Origin of the sequence: Wolbachia endosymbiont (group A) of Lasioglossum fulvicorne, assembly GCF_964028605.1 — a bacterium.
Lineage (GTDB): Bacteria > Pseudomonadota > Alphaproteobacteria > Rickettsiales > Anaplasmataceae > Wolbachia.
On sequence record NZ_OZ034798.1, the window covers coordinates 77,438 to 94,251 of the forward strand.

General features: G+C 36.6%; 11 protein-coding genes, 1 other RNA gene and 9 pseudogenes. 13 read left to right on the forward strand and 8 right to left on the reverse strand.

Annotated elements, in window-relative coordinates; translation table 11 throughout:
- Window positions 1-308: 308 nt before the first annotated feature.
- A pseudogene (locus ABWU71_RS00385) lies at window positions 309-620 on the reverse strand (transposase); the annotation flags it as partial.
- A 55-nt stretch (window positions 621-675) separates the two neighbouring features.
- Here ABWU71_RS00385 and ABWU71_RS00390 point away from each other — a divergent pair.
- Window positions 676-981: pseudogene (locus tag ABWU71_RS00390) on the forward strand (IS630 transposase-related protein); the annotation flags it as partial.
- A 6-nt stretch (window positions 982-987) separates the two neighbouring features.
- Here the strand turns inward: ABWU71_RS00390 and ABWU71_RS00395 are convergent.
- Window positions 988-1,780 (reverse strand): IS5 family transposase gene (locus ABWU71_RS00395; RefSeq protein WP_265023453.1). Its coding sequence is split into 2 segments (ribosomal slippage): window positions 988-1,515 and window positions 1,517-1,780, totalling 792 coding nucleotides; the frame shifts between segments, so codons are not numbered across the junction.
- A gap of 481 nt (window positions 1,781-2,261) precedes the next feature.
- On the opposite strand from ABWU71_RS00395, the gene ABWU71_RS00400 reads away from it, so the two are divergent.
- Window positions 2,262-3,121 (forward strand): IS630 family transposase gene (locus tag ABWU71_RS00400; protein WP_353284076.1). Its coding sequence is split into 2 segments (ribosomal slippage): window positions 2,262-2,586 and window positions 2,586-3,121, totalling 861 coding nucleotides; the frame shifts between segments, so codons are not numbered across the junction.
- A gap of 543 nt (window positions 3,122-3,664) precedes the next feature.
- Here ABWU71_RS00400 and ABWU71_RS00405 read toward each other — a convergent pair.
- Window positions 3,665-4,450 (reverse strand): hypothetical protein, encoded by a 786-nt coding sequence (locus ABWU71_RS00405; RefSeq protein ID WP_353284513.1) that lies wholly within the window; start codon window positions 4,448-4,450, stop codon window positions 3,665-3,667.
- A gap of 65 nt (window positions 4,451-4,515) precedes the next feature.
- Window positions 4,516-4,839, reverse strand: a pseudogene (locus tag ABWU71_RS00410) (phage tail tube protein); the annotation flags it as partial.
- A gap of 58 nt (window positions 4,840-4,897) precedes the next feature.
- On the opposite strand from ABWU71_RS00410, the gene ABWU71_RS00415 reads away from it, so the two are divergent.
- Both ABWU71_RS00415 and ABWU71_RS00420 read left to right on the forward strand, forming a co-directional pair.
- Window positions 4,898-5,690 (forward strand): IS5 family transposase gene (locus tag ABWU71_RS00415; protein ID WP_265023453.1). Its coding sequence is split into 2 segments (ribosomal slippage): window positions 4,898-5,161 and window positions 5,163-5,690, totalling 792 coding nucleotides; the frame shifts between segments, so codons are not numbered across the junction.
- Between the two features lie 73 nt (window positions 5,691-5,763).
- Window positions 5,764-6,235: pseudogene (locus tag ABWU71_RS00420) on the forward strand (IS5 family transposase); the annotation flags it as partial.
- 28 nt (window positions 6,236-6,263) lie between these two features.
- On the opposite strand, the gene ABWU71_RS00425 reads toward ABWU71_RS00420, so the two are convergent.
- A protein-coding gene (locus ABWU71_RS00425; protein ID WP_353284076.1) for an IS630 family transposase occupies window positions 6,264-7,123 on the reverse strand; the annotation gives its coding sequence in 2 pieces (ribosomal slippage) (window positions 6,264-6,799 and window positions 6,799-7,123; 861 coding nt in all).
- 59 nt (window positions 7,124-7,182) lie between these two features.
- Here ABWU71_RS00425 and ABWU71_RS00430 point away from each other — a divergent pair.
- A pseudogene (locus ABWU71_RS00430) lies at window positions 7,183-7,629 on the forward strand (IS630 family transposase); the annotation flags it as partial.
- A gap of 611 nt (window positions 7,630-8,240) precedes the next feature.
- On the opposite strand, the gene glmU reads toward ABWU71_RS00430, so the two are convergent.
- Window positions 8,241-9,533: a bifunctional UDP-N-acetylglucosamine diphosphorylase/glucosamine-1-phosphate N-acetyltransferase GlmU gene (glmU, locus tag ABWU71_RS00435; RefSeq protein WP_353284514.1), complete on the reverse strand. Its 1,293-nt coding sequence runs from the start codon at window positions 9,531-9,533 to the stop codon at window positions 8,241-8,243.
- Window positions 9,534-10,577, reverse strand: a complete 1,044-nt coding sequence (gene pheS / locus ABWU71_RS00440; RefSeq protein WP_265036547.1) for a phenylalanine--tRNA ligase subunit alpha — start codon at window positions 10,575-10,577, stop codon at window positions 9,534-9,536.
- A gap of 524 nt (window positions 10,578-11,101) precedes the next feature.
- Here pheS and ABWU71_RS00445 point away from each other — a divergent pair.
- A pseudogene (locus ABWU71_RS00445) lies at window positions 11,102-11,407 on the forward strand (IS630 transposase-related protein); the annotation flags it as partial.
- A 60-nt stretch (window positions 11,408-11,467) separates the two neighbouring features.
- Window positions 11,468-11,921: pseudogene (locus tag ABWU71_RS00450) on the forward strand (IS5 family transposase); the annotation flags it as partial.
- A 27-nt stretch (window positions 11,922-11,948) separates the two neighbouring features.
- On the opposite strand, the gene ABWU71_RS00455 reads toward ABWU71_RS00450, so the two are convergent.
- A protein-coding gene (locus tag ABWU71_RS00455) for an IS630 family transposase (protein ID WP_353284076.1) occupies window positions 11,949-12,808 on the reverse strand; the annotation gives its coding sequence in 2 pieces (ribosomal slippage) (window positions 11,949-12,484 and window positions 12,484-12,808; 861 coding nt in all).
- Window positions 12,809-12,874: 66 nt separating this feature from the next.
- On the opposite strand from ABWU71_RS00455, the pseudogene ABWU71_RS00460 reads away from it, so the two are divergent.
- The 6 genes and pseudogenes from ABWU71_RS00460 to ABWU71_RS00485 form a co-directional block, all read left to right on the forward strand.
- A pseudogene (locus tag ABWU71_RS00460) lies at window positions 12,875-13,186 on the forward strand (transposase); the annotation flags it as partial.
- Window positions 13,187-13,311: 125 nt separating this feature from the next.
- A pseudogene (locus ABWU71_RS00465) lies at window positions 13,312-14,364 on the forward strand (hypothetical protein); the annotation flags it as partial.
- A gap of 465 nt (window positions 14,365-14,829) precedes the next feature.
- On the forward strand, window positions 14,830-15,426 hold the full coding sequence (locus ABWU71_RS00470; RefSeq protein ID WP_353284948.1) for a riboflavin synthase: 597 nt from the start codon (window positions 14,830-14,832) through the stop codon (window positions 15,424-15,426).
- A 57-nt stretch (window positions 15,427-15,483) separates the two neighbouring features.
- Complete coding sequence (locus ABWU71_RS00475; RefSeq protein ID WP_353284515.1) at window positions 15,484-16,074, forward strand: CvpA family protein; 591 nt, start codon at window positions 15,484-15,486, stop codon at window positions 16,072-16,074.
- 124 nt (window positions 16,075-16,198) lie between these two features.
- Window positions 16,199-16,535, forward strand: a transfer-messenger RNA (tmRNA) gene (gene ssrA / locus ABWU71_RS00480).
- 22 nt (window positions 16,536-16,557) lie between these two features.
- Complete coding sequence (locus tag ABWU71_RS00485) at window positions 16,558-16,809, forward strand: ClpXP protease specificity-enhancing factor SspB (RefSeq protein WP_353284516.1); 252 nt, start codon at window positions 16,558-16,560, stop codon at window positions 16,807-16,809.
- Window positions 16,810-16,814 lie beyond the last annotated feature (5 nt).

The window sequence follows — 16,814 nt, forward strand, 5'->3', positions numbered from 1 at the left end:
TGGTAAATTTTTTAATGTTTGTGGCTAAAGCAATTTAAGAGACCGAAAATGGTGTCATTCCAGTGCTTGACACTGCTCTCCTTTGTCATCCCAGTGCCCAGACACTGGGATCCAGGAAAGTTTGCTTGCTCACAAGCAAACTATCATAGAAAGTGGTTACAACGTTTTCGATGAGATTGCAGAAAGGCTGGATCCCAGTGTCTGGGCACTGGGATGACACCATCATAAAGGAACCAGTGTCAGCCACTTGGATCTGGTAGACAATGTTCGTACAGAGCTATAGCATTTCTCATAATAGTCCGAACAGGTCATAGGAAGGCAGAATCAACAGCACGATGAAAGGATTCGAATAGAGGAATGTTTTTCCTAGCTCTGTTTTTTATAGCAAACCAATGATGCTCAATTTTGTTGAAATCTGGAGAATACGGCGGCAGATACAAAATTTCTGCACCAACTCCTCTAGCAAGCTCGATAATCTTACCAGACTTATGAAAAGTAGCATTGTCAAGAATGACAGTCTGTCCAGGTTCCAAGATCGGTGTCAAAAATTGCTCAAACCATCCATTAAAAACATCCATATTACAGTGGCCTTCAAAGGTTAATGGAGCAACTATAGCTCTTTTCATAGAAGTCCGGATGTGATAAGATAAGGATAGACGATGATAAGGAGGTTGAGTGCCAGCAGCATATAGTTATGACTTAAGGAAAAAAGCAATGGAAGCGCTAGAGGAGGGAGGAAGCAGAGAAACAGTGGCAGCAAGATTTAAAATTGGACGAACTACTTTATGGGAGTGGCAGCAAAGAAGAAAAGAAACAGGAGACTTTCAATCAAAAAAACTTGGAAATGGAGGTTACAATCACAAAATCACCGACTGGGATGCCTTTGCTAAATTTGCCAGAGAAAACGGAGGAAAGACTCTGTCGGAAATGGCTAAACTTTGGGGCAACGTTAGTATCCAAACGATCCACCGAGCTCTCAGAGCCTGTTCATAATCTTTTCAGAAGTAAGGCAGTGAAAGCCAGAACGACCATTTGTAGGCTAGTATTGAGTTTTCGCTCACAATTTTTCCACAATCTTCTACATTTTTCTAACCAAGCAAAAGATCGCTCCACAACCCATCTTTTGGGCAATACAACAAAGGAATGTAATTCATTTCTTTTTATCACTTCAACGGTTGCACCAATAATCGTTTTTATTTGAGTTGCAAAATTCTCTCCAGTATAGCCTGCATCAACCAGTACATTTTTAACTCCCGAGAGGTTTTCTTTTGCATTTTCGACCATTCTCACAGCACTGCTACGGTCAGTTATCTCTGCTGTTGTTATATAAATTGCATGGGGCAAACCTTGCGTATCTACTGCAATATGGCGTTTTATTCCTGAAATCTTTTTGCCTGCATCATAGCCTTTTTCTTCAGCAGTATCTGCATTTTTTACACTCTGTGCATCAATTATGCAGAAGCTGGTTTTTTCTTTCCGACCATTGTTTTGTCGGACCACGCCAACTATTTTTTTTTAACACCAGCTCCAGAACACTTTCTTTATCTGCATCTGGTTTTTCACTCCACTTCTTAAAATAGTCGTAACAATTGCGCCATTTTGGAAACTCTTTTGGTAGCATTCTCCACTGACAACCGCTTTTCAGAACGTATAACACTCCACAAAATACATCATACAAATCAAGTTTCCTTGGTTTTGTTTTTTTTCTACAGGACTCTAGATCTGGTAACATAATCTCAAATCTTTCCCGACTTATATCACTTGGGTATAAACTCCTCATATATCCTAACTTATATATATTATCTCTTAGTTTATTCCTTTCTTGAGATCATGTACAGGTTCTTATAACACTCTGCAAGATTCTCCTCATTGATAAGGTGTATTAGCGATGTAAATTTTACCCGCTTATCTTGCTTCGCTCTTACCGCTATCTGGTTTAGTTTTTCTTGCATATTCCTCCAATCTCTGTTGTATCAGTATTGCAATCCCTATTCCAGTTGCTATATTGCTGACCGCTTCCCCTTGTATGTGACACTCTGAGTACTATCAAAGTCCGACTTCCTTTGCATCTTCCGTTAGTCCTCGCCTTTGTTGACTTGTTCCAGCGTACCTTAGTAGGAATACAAAGGATCTCCCAAGTTCATTTAGAATCCATTTCAATACATGACACGGCCTCTGATCCCGATAGAGTGAGTGATATAGCTCTTTTCATAGAAGTCCGGATGTGATAAGATAAGGATAGACGATGATAAGGAGGTTGAGTGCCAGCAGCATATAGTTATGACTTAAGGAAAAAAGCAATGGAAGCGCTAGAGGAGGGAGGAAGCAGAGAAACAGTGGCAGCAAGATTTAAAATTGGACGAACTACTTTATGGGAGTGGCAGCAAAGAAGAAAAGAAACAGGAGACTTTCAATCAAAAAAACTTGGAAATGGAGGTTACAATCACAAAATCACCGACTGGGATGCCTTTGCTAAATTTGCCAGAGAAAACGGAGGAAAGACTCTGTCGGAAATGGCTAAACTTTGGGGCAACGTTAGTATCCAAACGATCCACCGAGCTCTCAGAAAAATTGGATTTACGCGCAAAAAAAGACATATGGATACAAGGAAAGAAACGAAGAAAAACGTGCTGAATTCTTAAAAATTATAGCAACAAAAGAACCAGAAAACTTAGTTTATATAGATGAGTCTGGCATTGATAACACAGAGGACTATCCATATGGGTATTGCCAGAAAGGACAGCGGTTTTATGGCCTAAAATCTGGAAAGAAAACTCAACGAATCAGTATGGTTGCAGCCTTAAGTAGAAGAAAGATAGTTGCTCCATTAACCTTTGAAGGCCACTGTAATATGGATGTTTTTAATGGATGGTTTGAGCAATTTTTGACACCGATCTTGGAACCTGGACAGACTGTCATTCTTGACAATGCTACTTTTCATAAGTCTGGTAAGATTATCGAGCTTGCTAGAGGAGTTGGTGCAGAAATTTTGTATCTGCCGCCGTATTCTCCAGATTTCAACAAAATTGAGCATCATTGGTTTGCTATAAAAAACAGAGCTAGGAAAAACATTCCTCTATTCGAATCCTTTCGTCGTGCTGTTGATTCTGCCTTCCTATGACCTGTTCGGACTATTATGAGAAATGCTATAACTTGCCTTATTGTTACCCTCCATACTGCCTTCCATTTTATGGAAAATGTCGACCTCCATCACTTTATTTTTATTTCGGGACTCAATACCTTCATTTTCATTGCACCCTATATTGTCCATTCCATTAGCTTTACTACGCTCGTTACCTCACGCAGCATAATGGTCTGTTCTAGGCTGTTGGCTAGACTTTGCCTAAGTTGGATTTTCACCAACTGTATTCTAAACGCTTACTTGGCGCACCCATAACAAAAATGCCTGAAAAACGTTAATAATTATATACTATTATTAATAATTATTCAATCATATTTTAAGCTTACAATTTTGAGCTTAACTGACGCTTATGGATAGGGGCAACTCTACCACCCTGTGTTATGTTTATTTTCTAACGGACGCTGATTTTTGTATCGTAATTTCTTGCTATAAATTGGTTATACAAGAGCTGGCTTCTAAAATTTTATAACCCTAATTTGAATTAACAGACAGTAGAATCGAAAGATTATTACAAGGAGAAACCTACACAGATCGACCCTTTTGTGAATCTGCGTTTCTGCTTTCTTCAACTTGTTTTGCAAAAGATGTTTCCTGTTTCTGAAGTGGTTTAGCAATTTCGCGCACAACGGCAATAACTGCTGTTAAAAACGTTTTTAACAATGCACCTAAAGCTCCACCAACTGCTTCCCTGCCATATATATGAGCTTGCTTTTCGTTACCGTCAGCAGTTTCCCCTGCCCTCCTTCTTGGATCCATCCTATGAGCAATCACCGAAAACAACACTCCCCTGATTGAAGACTTCACTTTTTCCTTTGCTTCGTGGACATCCCCATCTTTTGCTGTTTCATGTCCATGACTTAAGTGTTTAGCGTTCATTAGCTCCTTTTGTTGCTGGGCAAACATGCTACTTAATACTTCTTCTATCACTTGCTTTCTTCTCTTCTCTCTAACTCTTTTCATAGATTCTGATTTATCGCGAGTATGCTTTGTGGTTTCAAATTCTGCATCAATATCTTCAGACGCAGCCTGACTATATAAAGTCTCTATGAGCCTGTCTATGCTTCGCTTTATTTGCATAGTCCTTTCGTAACTATCTAAATTGTCAATTCCTTCGTCGATCTGATTTAGAATATCCTCAAAAACTTTCAAATAGTCTTGAATATACTGTATTATGTATTGCTTATCTTCCTCTTTATGTTGTTCTTCTTGATTTTGCTGATTTTCATTTTCTAAACTTTTCTCTCTTTTATCATCGTTATTTTCTTCAATATCATCACCGTCTTCCTCGAAAAGGTCTTTATCGTTCATGATTTTTTTTAATTTAGTTAAAATTCTCACCAGTTACTATTGTATATGAAAAAATTAAATTAACATTAATGAAAAGCGTTTACAACTTCAGCGCTAGCTAAAACGACAGTAAAGCTGTCAAAAGTAACAGGATCATAATACCTCTCATACAATTCAACTGAACACCTAAGCCTTATCTTTTCCTTAGCATTAAAACTAATTTCATAATCATTATTAGAGTTTAGCATAGCAGAATTACGTAATAATTCATCAGCTAATACAGAGTCTAAAATTCCATTAATTTTTATCGTAATGTGTCTGCTTCCAGCAGAATCCAATACTTTTCTCCAGCCAAAAGAAGAAATATCTTTCACCTCTTCTCTGTTATTACGCAAAGTAAACCTTAGAACCTGTACATGATCTCAAGAAAGGAATAAACTAAGAGATAATATATATAAGTTAGGATATATGAGGAGTTTATACCCAAGTGATATAAGTCGGGAAAGATTTGAGATTATGTTACCAGATCTAGAGTCCTGTAGAAAAAAAACAAAACCAAGAAAACTTGATTTGTATGATGTATTTTGTGGAGTGTTATACGTTCTGAAAAGCGGTTGTCAGTGGAGAATGCTACCAAAAGAGTTTCCAAAATGGCGCAATTGTTACGACTATTTTAAGAAGTGGAGTGAAAAACCAGATGCAGATAAAGAAAGTGTTCTGGAGCTGGTGTTAAAAAAAAATAGTTGGCGTGGTCCGACAAAACAATGGTCGGAAAGAAAAAACCAGCTTCTGCATAATTGATGCACAGAGTGTAAAAAATGCAGATACTGCTGAAGAAAAAGGCTATGATGCAGGCAAAAAGATTTCAGGAATAAAACGCCATATTGCAGTAGATACGCAAGGTTTGCCCCATGCAATTTATATAACAACAGCAGAGATAACTGACCGTAGCAGTGCTGTGAGAATGGTCGAAAATGCAAAAGAAAACCTCTCGGGAGTTAAAAATGTACTGGTTGATGCAGGCTATACTGGAGAGAATTTTGCAACTCAAATAAAAACGATTATTGGTGCAACCGTTGAAGTGATAAAAAGAAATGAATTACATTCCTTTGTTGTATTGCCCAAAAGATGGGTTGTGGAGCGATCTTTTGCTTGGTTAGAAAAATGTAGAAGATTGTGGAAAAATTGTGAGCGAAAACTCAATACTAGCCTACAAATGGTCGTTCTGGCTTTCACTGCCTTACTTCTGAAAAGATTATGAACAGGCTCTTAGAACCTGTACATGATCTCAAGAAAGGAATAAACTAAGAGATAATATATATAAGTTAGGATATATGAGGAGTTTATACCCAAGTGATATAAGTCGGGAAAGATTTGAGATTATGTTACCAGATCTAGAGTCCTGTAGGAAAAAAACAAAACCAAGAAAACTTGATTTGTATGATGTATTTTGTGGAGTGTTATACGTTCTGAAAAGCGGTTGTCAGTGGAGAATGCTACCAAAAGAGTTTCCAAAATGGCGCAATTGTTACGACTATTTTAAGAAGTGGAGTGAAAAACCAGATGCAGATAAAGAAAGTGTTCTGGAGCTGGTGTTAAAAAAAAATAGTTGGCGTGGTCCGACAAAACAATGGTCGGAAAGAAAAAACCAGCTTCTGCATAATTGATGCACAGAGTGTAAAAAATGCAGATACTGCTGAAGAAAAAGGCTATGATGCAGGCAAAAAGATTTCAGGAATAAAACGCCATATTGCAGTAGATACGCAAGGTTTGCCCCATGCAATTTATATAACAACAGCAGAGATATAGCATTTCTTATAATAGTCCGAACAGGTCATAGGAAGGCAGAATCAACAGCACGACGAAAGGATTCGAATAGAGGAATGTTTTTCCTAGCTCTGTTTTTTATAGCAAACCAATGATGCTCAATTTTGTTGAAATCTGGAGAATACGGCGGCAGATACAAAATTTCTGCACCAACTCCTCTAGCAAGCTCGATAATCTTACCAGACTTATGAAAAGTAGCATTGTCAAGAATGACAGTCTGTCCAGGTTCCAAGATCGGTGTCAAAAATTGCTCAAACCATCCATTAAAAACATCCATATTACAGTGGCCTTCAAAGGTTAATGGAGCAACTATCTTTCTTCTACTTAAGGCTGCAACCATACTGATTCGTTGAGTTTTCTTTCCAGATTTTAGGCCATAAAACCGCTGTCCTTTCTGGCAATACCCATATGGATAGTCCTCTGTGTTATCAATGCCAGACTCATCTATATAAACTAAGTTTTCTGGTTCTTTTGTTGCTATAATTTTTAAGAATTCAGCACGTTTTTCTTCGTTTCTTTCCTTGTATCCATATGTCTTTTTTTGCGCGTAAATCCAATTTTTCTGAGAGCTCGGTGGATCGTTTGGATACTAACGTTGCCCCAAAGTTTAGCCATTTCCGACAGAGTCTTTCCTCCATTTTCTCTGGCAAATTTAGCAAAGGCATCCCAGTCGGTAATTTTGTGATTGTAACCTCCATTTCCAAGTTTTTTTGATTGAAAGTCTCCTGTTTCTTTTCTTCTTTGCTGCCACTCCCATAAAGTAGTTCGTCCAATTTTAAATCTTGCTGCCACTGTTTCTCTGCTTCCTCCCTCCTCTAGCGCTTCCATTGCTTTTTTCCTTAAGTCATAACTATATGCTGCTGGCACTCAACCTCCTTATCATCGTCTATCCTTATCTTATCACATCCGGACTTCTATGAAAAGAGCTATATATAGATGAGTCTGGCATTGATAACACAGAGGACTATCCATATGGGTATTGCCAGAAAGGACAGCGGTTTTATGGCCTAAAATCTGGGAAGAAAACTCAACGAATCAGTATGGTTGCAGCCTTAAGTAGAAGAAAGATAGTTGCTCCATTAACCTTTGAAGGCCAGTGTAATATGGATGTTTTTAATGGATGGTTTGAGCAATTTTTGACACCGATCTTGGAACCTGGACAGACTGTCATTCTTGACAATGCTACTTTTCATAAGTCTGGTAAGATTATCGAGCTTGCTAGAGGAGTTGGTGCAGAAATTTTGTATCTGCCGCCGTATTCTCCAGATTTCAACAAAATTGAGCATCATTGGTTTGCTATAAAAAACAGAGCTAGGAAAAACATTCCTCTATTCGAATCCTTTCGTCGTGCTGTTGATTCTGCCTTCCTATGACCTGTTCGGACTATTATGAGAAATGCTATAACTCTACGTCATACTGCGATTCATTCGCGGTATCTCATCCGCTAACACGTAGCGGGATACTTAACCTTCATACCGCGATTCATTCGCGGTATCTCTTAGCCGCTAACAAGTAGCAAATGTTCTCCCTCGTCATACCGCGATTCATTCGCGGTATCTCTAGATCCCGCTAACAAGCAGAGGGATGACGGTTGTCGTTTAGCCATAAATATTTAAGAAATTTACCAAATGAAAAAAAAGGCAAAAGAAACCCCGTGGTGCTGGTTTTGACCCTCTAATACTTTAAATTGGCGCTATAATAATGTGCTGACGCTTAGTTTAAGCGCGGTTTGGCTGAATGTAGAAAAAATTTAAAAGACATGCAGCAGCTATAATTTTATGTAATCCGCCAAAAGATACCCTGAGTTTTTTACTGAATTTTGTCATTGAACCTGCGCAGATCAAAAACAAGTTTTGAGCCAAAAATACCCTTAATACTATAATAATGGGGCTGGCGAAGTTTGTAAAGCAATTTTTTTTGTTTCTATTGAATGACAGTTGTGGCCTGGGAGGTAATGCAAGAAGTCTAATATAATTACAGCGAATTACTTTATTCTCTTAATCACCTGTTTTTCTCTTGCTATTGCAAGGCTTTTTTCTGGTACATCCTCAACTATAACACTACCTGCTGCAATTACAGATTCATCATGAATATTAAGTGGCGCAATTAGTGAGCTATTGGCGCCAACAAAGCAATTGCTCCCTATATTCGTTTCATGTTTATTTTTCCCATCATAATTACAAACAATAGTGCCTGCTCCTATATTACTCTTCTGCCCTACTTTAGTATTTCCTATATAACTTAAGTGTTTTATTCTAGTGTTTTGACCAATTTCACTTGTTTTCACTTCCACAAAATTTCCTATTTTTGCCTTATTACCAATTGTTGTGTTTCCGCGTATTCTGGTAAATGGACCGACCTCAGCATTACTTTTAATTAAGCAGTTTTCTAAATGCGAAAATGGCAGTATTTTCGCACCAGACTCTATTTTCACCCCAGTGCCGAAAAAAACATATGGGTAAATAACTGAATCTCTGGCAATTTGCGTATCAAGAGAAAAGAAAACAGTCTCTGGTGCAACAAGCGTTACTCCGGAGTCGGTAAAAACTTTTCTTTTATTTTCTTGAAAGTAAAATTCAGCTTTTATAAGGTCATTTCTGTTATTTATTCCAGTTGCTTCTTCTCCACCCGTAATAACGTAACCGACATTTAAATTACTCTTCACTGCAATAGAAACTATATCAGTCAAATAATATTCATGAGTTGAGCTATTGCACTCTATTTTCTCCACCAATTCACGTAAATTCTTTGCATATGCAACCATTATTCCAGCATTGGCAAGAAACTCTTCATGATTATTTTTATCACTCTTTGCTTCTACGATTTCTCTTAAGGAACCATTCTCAATAATTAACCTACCATATTCTTTATTGCTTGTCCTAAAACCTAGGCAAACTAGAGCCTTGCCTTCTAAGCAACTAATCATTTTAGTTATTGTGCTGCTTTTTATGAGCGGAGTATCTCCATACTGCACAACAACTATGCTTGAATCTGGCAATTCTCTTAGGTTTCTCATCGCAGTTTTGACCGCATCTCCAGTGCCAAGTGTTAATTCTTGTGTAATCAACTGTATATCCTTAAAGCACTTTAGTCTTTCAATTAAAGGCAGATCAACTACAACAGCTATGTTTTCAGGATTTAGCTGTTTTGCATTGTAAATGACATGCTGGAGCATGGAAAAATTGCCTATTTTGTGTAGGACCTTAGGCAAATCTGAATTCATCCGCCTGCCATGCCCTGCAGCAAGTATAACGAACGTATGAGTTTTACTTATCACTTATCTTAAAGATGAAAAATGAAAACCATAATGATCAAGCCAGCTGATTTTGTTGTCATAAAAGCTCCTTAAATCGCTAATTTGATATTTTAGCATCGCAAGCCTTTCTATACCAATGCCAAACGCAAAACCGTTGTATTTAGTATGGTCTATTCCAACATTTTGAAATACATTTGGATGCGTCATACCGCATCCCAGTACTTCTATCCATTTACTACCTTTATAACTTATGTCCACTTCTGCAGAAGGCTCGGTAAAAGGGAAAAAACTATTACGAAAACGTATCTTCAGCCCTTTATCGCCAAAGAACTTATTAAGGAAGTGATGAATAGTAAATTTTAACTGGCCCATATTGACATTCTCATTGACATATAACCCCTCTATTTGATGGAACATAGGGGTGTGAGTTGCATCAAAGTCGTTTCTGTATACTCTACCTGCGGCTACTATTTTAATTGGGAATTTTTTTGTTTTTTCCATGGTTCTAATCTGTACAGATGAGGTGTGAGTGCGCAGTACCATTCTTTTATCATCTATTTTATTCTTTAAGTAGAAGGTATCTTGCTCCTCTCGTGCAGGATGATGACTTGGAGTATTCAGTGCATCAAATACATGAAATTCATCTTCAATGTCAGGACCATCAACTGCTTTAAAACCCATATGTGCAAAAATAAGCTTTACTTCATTTAGAACCTTACTGAGTGGATGGACCTTGCCAATTTTTTCTGGCCTCGCAGGCAACGTGATATCAACTGCCTCGTTCTGCAATTTAAAGTTAACTTCTTCGGCTTTTAGTATATTCTCCTTATTCATTATAAGCTGATCTAGCTTATTACGTAAAACGTTGATAACTTCGCCTAAATTGCGCTTTTTTCCTGCGTCTTCTATCTCTTTTAAGTTGTCAAAATAAGCTTTAATTACACCCTTTTTTCCCAAATATGATAACCTAACTTTTTCTAAATCTTGTAAAGAAGAAGCATTCTCAATTTCAGAGACCGCTTTATCTTCAAGTGAAGGTATTTCATTCAGTAGCTCTTTATTCATCTTAAAAACGCTGGCTTAAACTTTCATTATAGTTAAATTTTAAATATCATCAACAATCTGAAAAACTGCCCTATCCTAATTATTAATTTATTGACCAATTATTTTTTTTTATTTACCTTTGTGTTGATGAATTTGCTGTATCAACCATGCACAACAGTGACATTGAAACTGATAATAAGTACAAAATAGAGGATTCACCTAAGTTCTTTAAGGAAAGATCCAAAAACATAAGTAAAGCATTTTCTAGCGAAACAATTAAGATCAGCACTATTCGCTCGAGAAGTATTGAAAGTAATATACAAGAATTCTCATTTGAGCTAACAGCAACAGATAAAAACACCTTTAATACAAGACCATTTCAAATAAAATCTTTAATTGATTTTTTCAAAATCTGCCTTTCCCGGGAAAAAAATTTTACAGTCAACATAAAAGTGCCCAAAGAAAGCAGTGAATTATATAATATAGCTCTTTTCATAGAAGTCCGGATGTGACAAGATAAGGATAGACGATGATAAGTAGGTTGAGTGCCAGCAGCATATAGTTATGACTTAAGGAAAAAAGCAATGGAAGCGCTAGAGGAGGGAGGAAGCAGAGAAACAGTGGCAGCAAGATTTAAAATTGGACGAACTACTTTATGGGAGTGGCAGCAAAGAAGAAAAGAAACAGGAGACTTTCAATCAAAAAAACTTGGAAATGGAGGTTACAATCACAAAATTACCGACTGGGATGCCTTTGCTAAATTTGCCAGAGAAAACGGAGGAAAGACTCTGTCGGAAATGGCTAAACTTTGGGGCAACTTTAGTATCCAAACGATCCACCGAGCTCTCAGAACCTGTACATGATCTCAAGAAAAGAATAAACTAAGAGATAATATATATAAGTTAGGATATATGAGGAGTTTATACCCAAGTGATATAAGTCGGGAAAGATTTGAGATTATGTTACCAGATCTAGAGTCCTGTAGAAAAAAAACAAAACCAAGGAAACTTGATTTGTATGATGTATTTTGTGGAGTGTTATACGTTCTGAAAAGCGGTTGTCAGTGGAGAATGCTACCAAAAGAGTTTCCAAAATGGCGCAATTGTTACGACTATTTTAAGAAGTGGAGTGAAAAACCAGATGCAGATAAAGAAAGTGTTCTGGAGCTGGTGTTAAAAAAAAATAGTTGGCGTGGTCCGACAAAACAATGGTCGGAAAGAAAAAACCAGCTTCTGCATAATTGATGCACAGAGTGTAAAAAATGCAGATACTGCTGAAGAAAAAGGCTATGATGCAGGCAAAAAGATTTCAGGAATAAAACGCCATATTGCAGTAGATACGCAAGGTTTGCCCCATGCAATTTATAGCATTTCTTATAATAGTCCGAACAGGTCATAGGAAGGCAGAATCAACAGCACGACGAAAGGATTCGAATAGAGGAATGTTTTTCCTAGCTCTGTTTTTTATAGCAAACCAATGATGCTCAATTTTGTTGAAATCTGGAGAATACGGCGGCAGATACAAAATTTCTGCACCAACTCCTCTAGCAAGCTCGATAATCTTACCAGACTTATGAAAAGTAGCATTGTCAAGAATGACAGTCTGTCCAGGTTCCAAGATCGGTGTCAAAAATTGCTCAAACCATCCATTAAAAACATCCATATTACAGTGGCCTTCAAAGGTTAATGGAGCAACTATCTTTCTTCTACTTAAGGCTGCAACCATACTGATTCGTTGAGTTTTCTTTCCAGATTTTAGGCCATAAAACCGCTGTCCTTTCTGGCAATACCCATATGGATAGTCCTCTGTGTTATCAATGCCAGACTCATCTATATAAACTAAGTTTTCTGGTTCTTTTGTTGCTATAATTTTTAAGAATTCAGCACGTTTTTCTTCGTTTCTTTCCTTGTATCCATATGTCTTTTTTTGCGCGTAAATCCAATTTTTCTGAGAGCTCGGTGGATCGTTTGGATACTAACGTTGCCCCAAAGTTTAGCCATTTCCGACAGAGTCTTTCCTCCGTTTTCTCTGGCAAATTTAGCAAAGGCATCCCAGTCGGTAATTTTGTGATTGTAACCTCCATTTCCAAGTTTTTTTGATTGAAAGTCTCCTGTTTCTTTTCTTCTTTGCTGCCACTCCCATAAAGTAGTTCGTCCAATTTTAAATCTTGCTGCCACTGTTTCTCTGCTTCCTCCCTCCTCTAGCGCTTCCATTGCTTTTTTCCTTAAGTCATAACTATATGCTGCTGGCACTCAAACTCCTTATCATCGTCTATCCTTATCTTATCACATCCGGACTTCTATGAAAAGAGCTATAGAAGAAAGATAGTTGCTCCATTAACCTTTGAAGGCCACTGTAATATGGATGTTTTTAATGGATGGTTTGAGCAATTTTTGACACCGATCTTGGAACCTGGACAGACTGTCATTCTTGACAATGCTACTTTTCATAAGTCTGGTAAGATTATCGAGCTTGCTAGAGGAGTTGGTGCAGAAATTTTGTATCTGCCGCCGTATTCTCCAGATTTCAACAAAATTGAGCATCATTGGTTTGCTATAAAAAACAGAGCTAGGAAAAACATTCCTCTATTCGAATCCTTTCGTCGTGCTGTTGATTCTGCCTTCCTATGACCTGTTCGGACTATTATGAGAAATGCTATACAGGCTCGTTTGGCTTTAACGTAGCAAGCAAAGTAAATTGTAAAGCTCCAGTGGTTACTGCTGCAATAAAAGCTAATATACCAAAATATAGAATCTTCCTTCCCTTATCTAATTTTTTTAATGATGTAATAAGGTTATCCCTTTTAAGAACACCAAAACTTTCTATACAGAGCAACAATATACCATTTGGTGTCATTCCAGCGCTTGACCAGGAAAAAAGAAACATGGATCCAAGTAGTCAAGCTACTTGGATGACAAGTAGTATAGGAAATCTAATACCTCAAGAAGCAGAACAGAATGTAGGTCAAACTACTTCGCACACAGAGTATTTTAAAGCTAACAGAAAAAAGAAGTCAAAAAAGCAGACCAAAGAACTATCAGAGAAAGAAAAACAATTAGCCATAAAACAAGCACAAAATGATGCTAGAGTAGCTATGGTAGATAACCAGATTGAGCGCAGGGGAAAAAAACTCAATGAAATATTTGTTGAAGTGATGAGTGGATACAAAAATCAAGATCCAGAAACATTTCGCAATGTTTTTAACTCAATATTCAATATTGTTTATTTTCAAGATAAACAATTACATGAAATATTAGAGTCAGGTGAGATGTTAGAAGTATTAGAAATACTAGAAATACCACAACTAGCTGGCAAGTCTTCTTTTCCAAAAGAGTATCTACAAAAGCAAGTATATAAAAAAAAAGAGCAATTGCTCAAATTAGTTTCAGGTGTTTACATACAACAACCTCCTACGCAACATAAAAATACTCCTCATAAGTCTACAAACCCTTTACCAATTAAAGATCCTTCACCAGCAACAAATGAAGCTACACCTACTAACATTACACTCAAATCAACGTTAAAAACTGTATTTTCCTCAAAAAAGGCTTATTTTTGTCTATTTATAATAGTAGCATCTGCATCAACACTTTGCTTATGGCATTTTCCATTAGGAAAAGTATCAATGTTAAAAGGATTAGTGCCACCAGAAAAAAGGGAAAGTATTGGGTTAGCATTGAACATAGGGTTACCAATATTAATCGCGCTGTGTATTTTGAATTTAGCTCGCTTTATATATTCTGAATATTGTATAGAATCTATTAAGCAAGTAAGTGAAAACGATCCCCTTTCTCGCACCTATAGCTAGTGCAGACTCAGTTTTCCTGCGTCATACCGTCACGGTATCTCTAGATCCCGCTAACAAGTAGCGGGATGACGAATTTGTCGTTTTTTAAATTGTCGGTAAACCAGAATTACTTTAGCTATAACAAAATAGAAATAAGTTGTTGTAAAAAATTTTTCATGGTAAAATTATTGTATCCGCGCGCGCGCGTTCAGGATAGCGGCAAGGTAGTATAACCATAGAGTAAAAGTGAGTTTACAACAAATGGTGTCATCCCAGTGCTTGACACTGGGATCCAGGAATTTTATTAAGTTGGTAAGCATAAAAGTAGCCGTTTTATGTTAAAATACAACGTTTTGATGATTATGAAAAAGCTGGATCCCAGTGTCAAGCACTGGGATGACAAGAAAGGAAGCACTGGAATTTTTGTTTCAATATTTGTACATTAGCCATGCGTCTGAACAGATACAAATTATTTATTTTTATCATATGTTTAAAGGAATTATCACGGATATCGGGACTATAACTGATACTACCACTCACTCCAACTCTGATCAAATTTTCCATATCAAGATACAAAATTTATCCTCTATAAATAAAGGAGATTCAATAGCTTGCTCTGGTGTGTGTTTAACTGTTGTTGATATAATGAGCGATACATTTACAGTCCAAGCGTCTCAAGAAACTATGAAGGTTGCTAACTTAAATACGTGGAGAATAGGAAAAAAAATAAATCTCGAACAAGCAATGAGATTAAGCGATAAGATCGATGGCCACCTGGTTCAGGGTCATGTTGATGGGATAGTAAGAATTTTAACAATTAATCAAAATTTGGATTCTCATGAAATCAAACTATCGTGCCCACAAGAATTAATTAAATTTGTTGCAAAAAAAGGCTCCGTTACACTAGATGGGGTTTCCCTCACAGTGAATTCAGTTATTAATCAGGAATTTACAGTAAATATCACTCCCTATACATGGGAAAATACAACTTTTCAGTACAACAAAGTAAATGATTATTTGAATTTAGAAATTGACATGATCGCTAGGTATTTAGATCAATTGATACAGCATAAATACAATTAATTTTACAACCTTGTTATTTACAACTATTATATCTTGAAAACCATATAGATATAAAACATGCTTTTCGATAGCTTAATTATCTTCATTGTTGTTCTATGTGTAATAATCTCGGTAACTAGAGGCTTTATAAAAGAGCTATGCGCACTAATGTTTCTATTTTTATCGGTCTTTCTGACAGCTAATCACTATGATTTTTTCACTCCAAATTATAGTAAATATTTTGATTCTAAAGTTACACTAAACATACTTTCTACAATCTCTGTATTTATTATACTTAATCTTATATTCATGATAATAAATAACTGGCTAATGTACATATTATCGCCCATAAGGTTGGGGTTTATCGATAGAGTTACTGGAATCTTTCTCGGAGTGCTTAAAGGAATATTGCTCTCTTATGTATTATTTTTTGCTGTGCACTTATATTGCTACACAGTATATGACAAAAAAGAGGGAGAGTCTAAAATAGAAGCAGAAGACATATTGCCTAATTGGATAATAAATTCACACTCTTATCAGGCTTTATTTGTGACAGCAGAAGAAGTAATTGACATGTATGTACCAGAGTCGTTGATACTAAAAATAAAAGAGATCGGTGGAGAAATGGTTGATCAAGAAAAACCTAAAAACAATAAAAAAGAAGAGTAAATATTTATTTATAAATATTTTCATTGGGAGTATTCAAAAAGCCATATGTGTCAGGTTAGGAGCACAGAATTTTTTACTGGAAATATTAATTTTGTTTTAGCAATAAATCAACTTAAGGTCATAATATCTTGACATTTATTTAATGTTGCTATATAATGGCTACGTACATTTTGTGTACTATAGCAATAAAATTACCTTGTAATAGGTGTATTGGACCCGAGGGCAGTACTCGGCGTCTCCACCATGTTTTTTAATTTATATGGGGACGAATAAGGATCGACATGCATAGTAAAGATGGTAGCTTTGCTCGGTTAGACACCACCGCTAAGAGTTCATAATTTAAATGCAAACGATAATTTTGCTGCTGAAAACAATGTCGCAATGGCTGCTTAATTTAAGCACTATAACTTCATTGCTATAAGCACGGTTCAGGGAACGCCGGGTAACAGAAGTTCCCCCCAAATTTACGTATGTGAAAGTTATATGGAGCAAACAGATTACAAAAAACTGCTTAATTCTGCTAAGTTTCAAGTTATCAAAAAGACTTTAGATGTTATATCAGGTAATGGTTTTATCCCTCACTTAGAAATATTGTTTTTCACATATTTTAATGGTGTGACCATGCCAGATCGTTTGAAAAAGTCATACCCTACTCAAATGCTTATTATATTACAGCATCAATTCTATGATTTAAAAGTTTCTGAGAACCTGTACATGATCTCAAGAAAGGAATAAACTAA

Bases quoted from the DNA above. Each gene is read 5' to 3' on its own strand.
- ABWU71_RS00405 (WP_353284513.1), bottom strand. From the start codon at position 4,450: ATGAACGATAAAGACCTTTTCGAGGAAGACGGTGATGATATTGAAGAA.
- pheS (WP_265036547.1), bottom strand. From the start codon at position 10,577: ATGAATAAAGAGCTACTGAATGAAATACCTTCACTTGAAGATAAAGCG.
- ABWU71_RS00470 (WP_353284948.1), top strand. From the start codon at position 14,830: ATGTTTAAAGGAATTATCACGGATATCGGGACTATAACTGATACTACC.
- ABWU71_RS00475 (WP_353284515.1), top strand. From the start codon at position 15,484: ATGCTTTTCGATAGCTTAATTATCTTCATTGTTGTTCTATGTGTAATA.
- ABWU71_RS00485 (WP_353284516.1), top strand. From the start codon at position 16,558: ATGGAGCAAACAGATTACAAAAAACTGCTTAATTCTGCTAAGTTTCAA.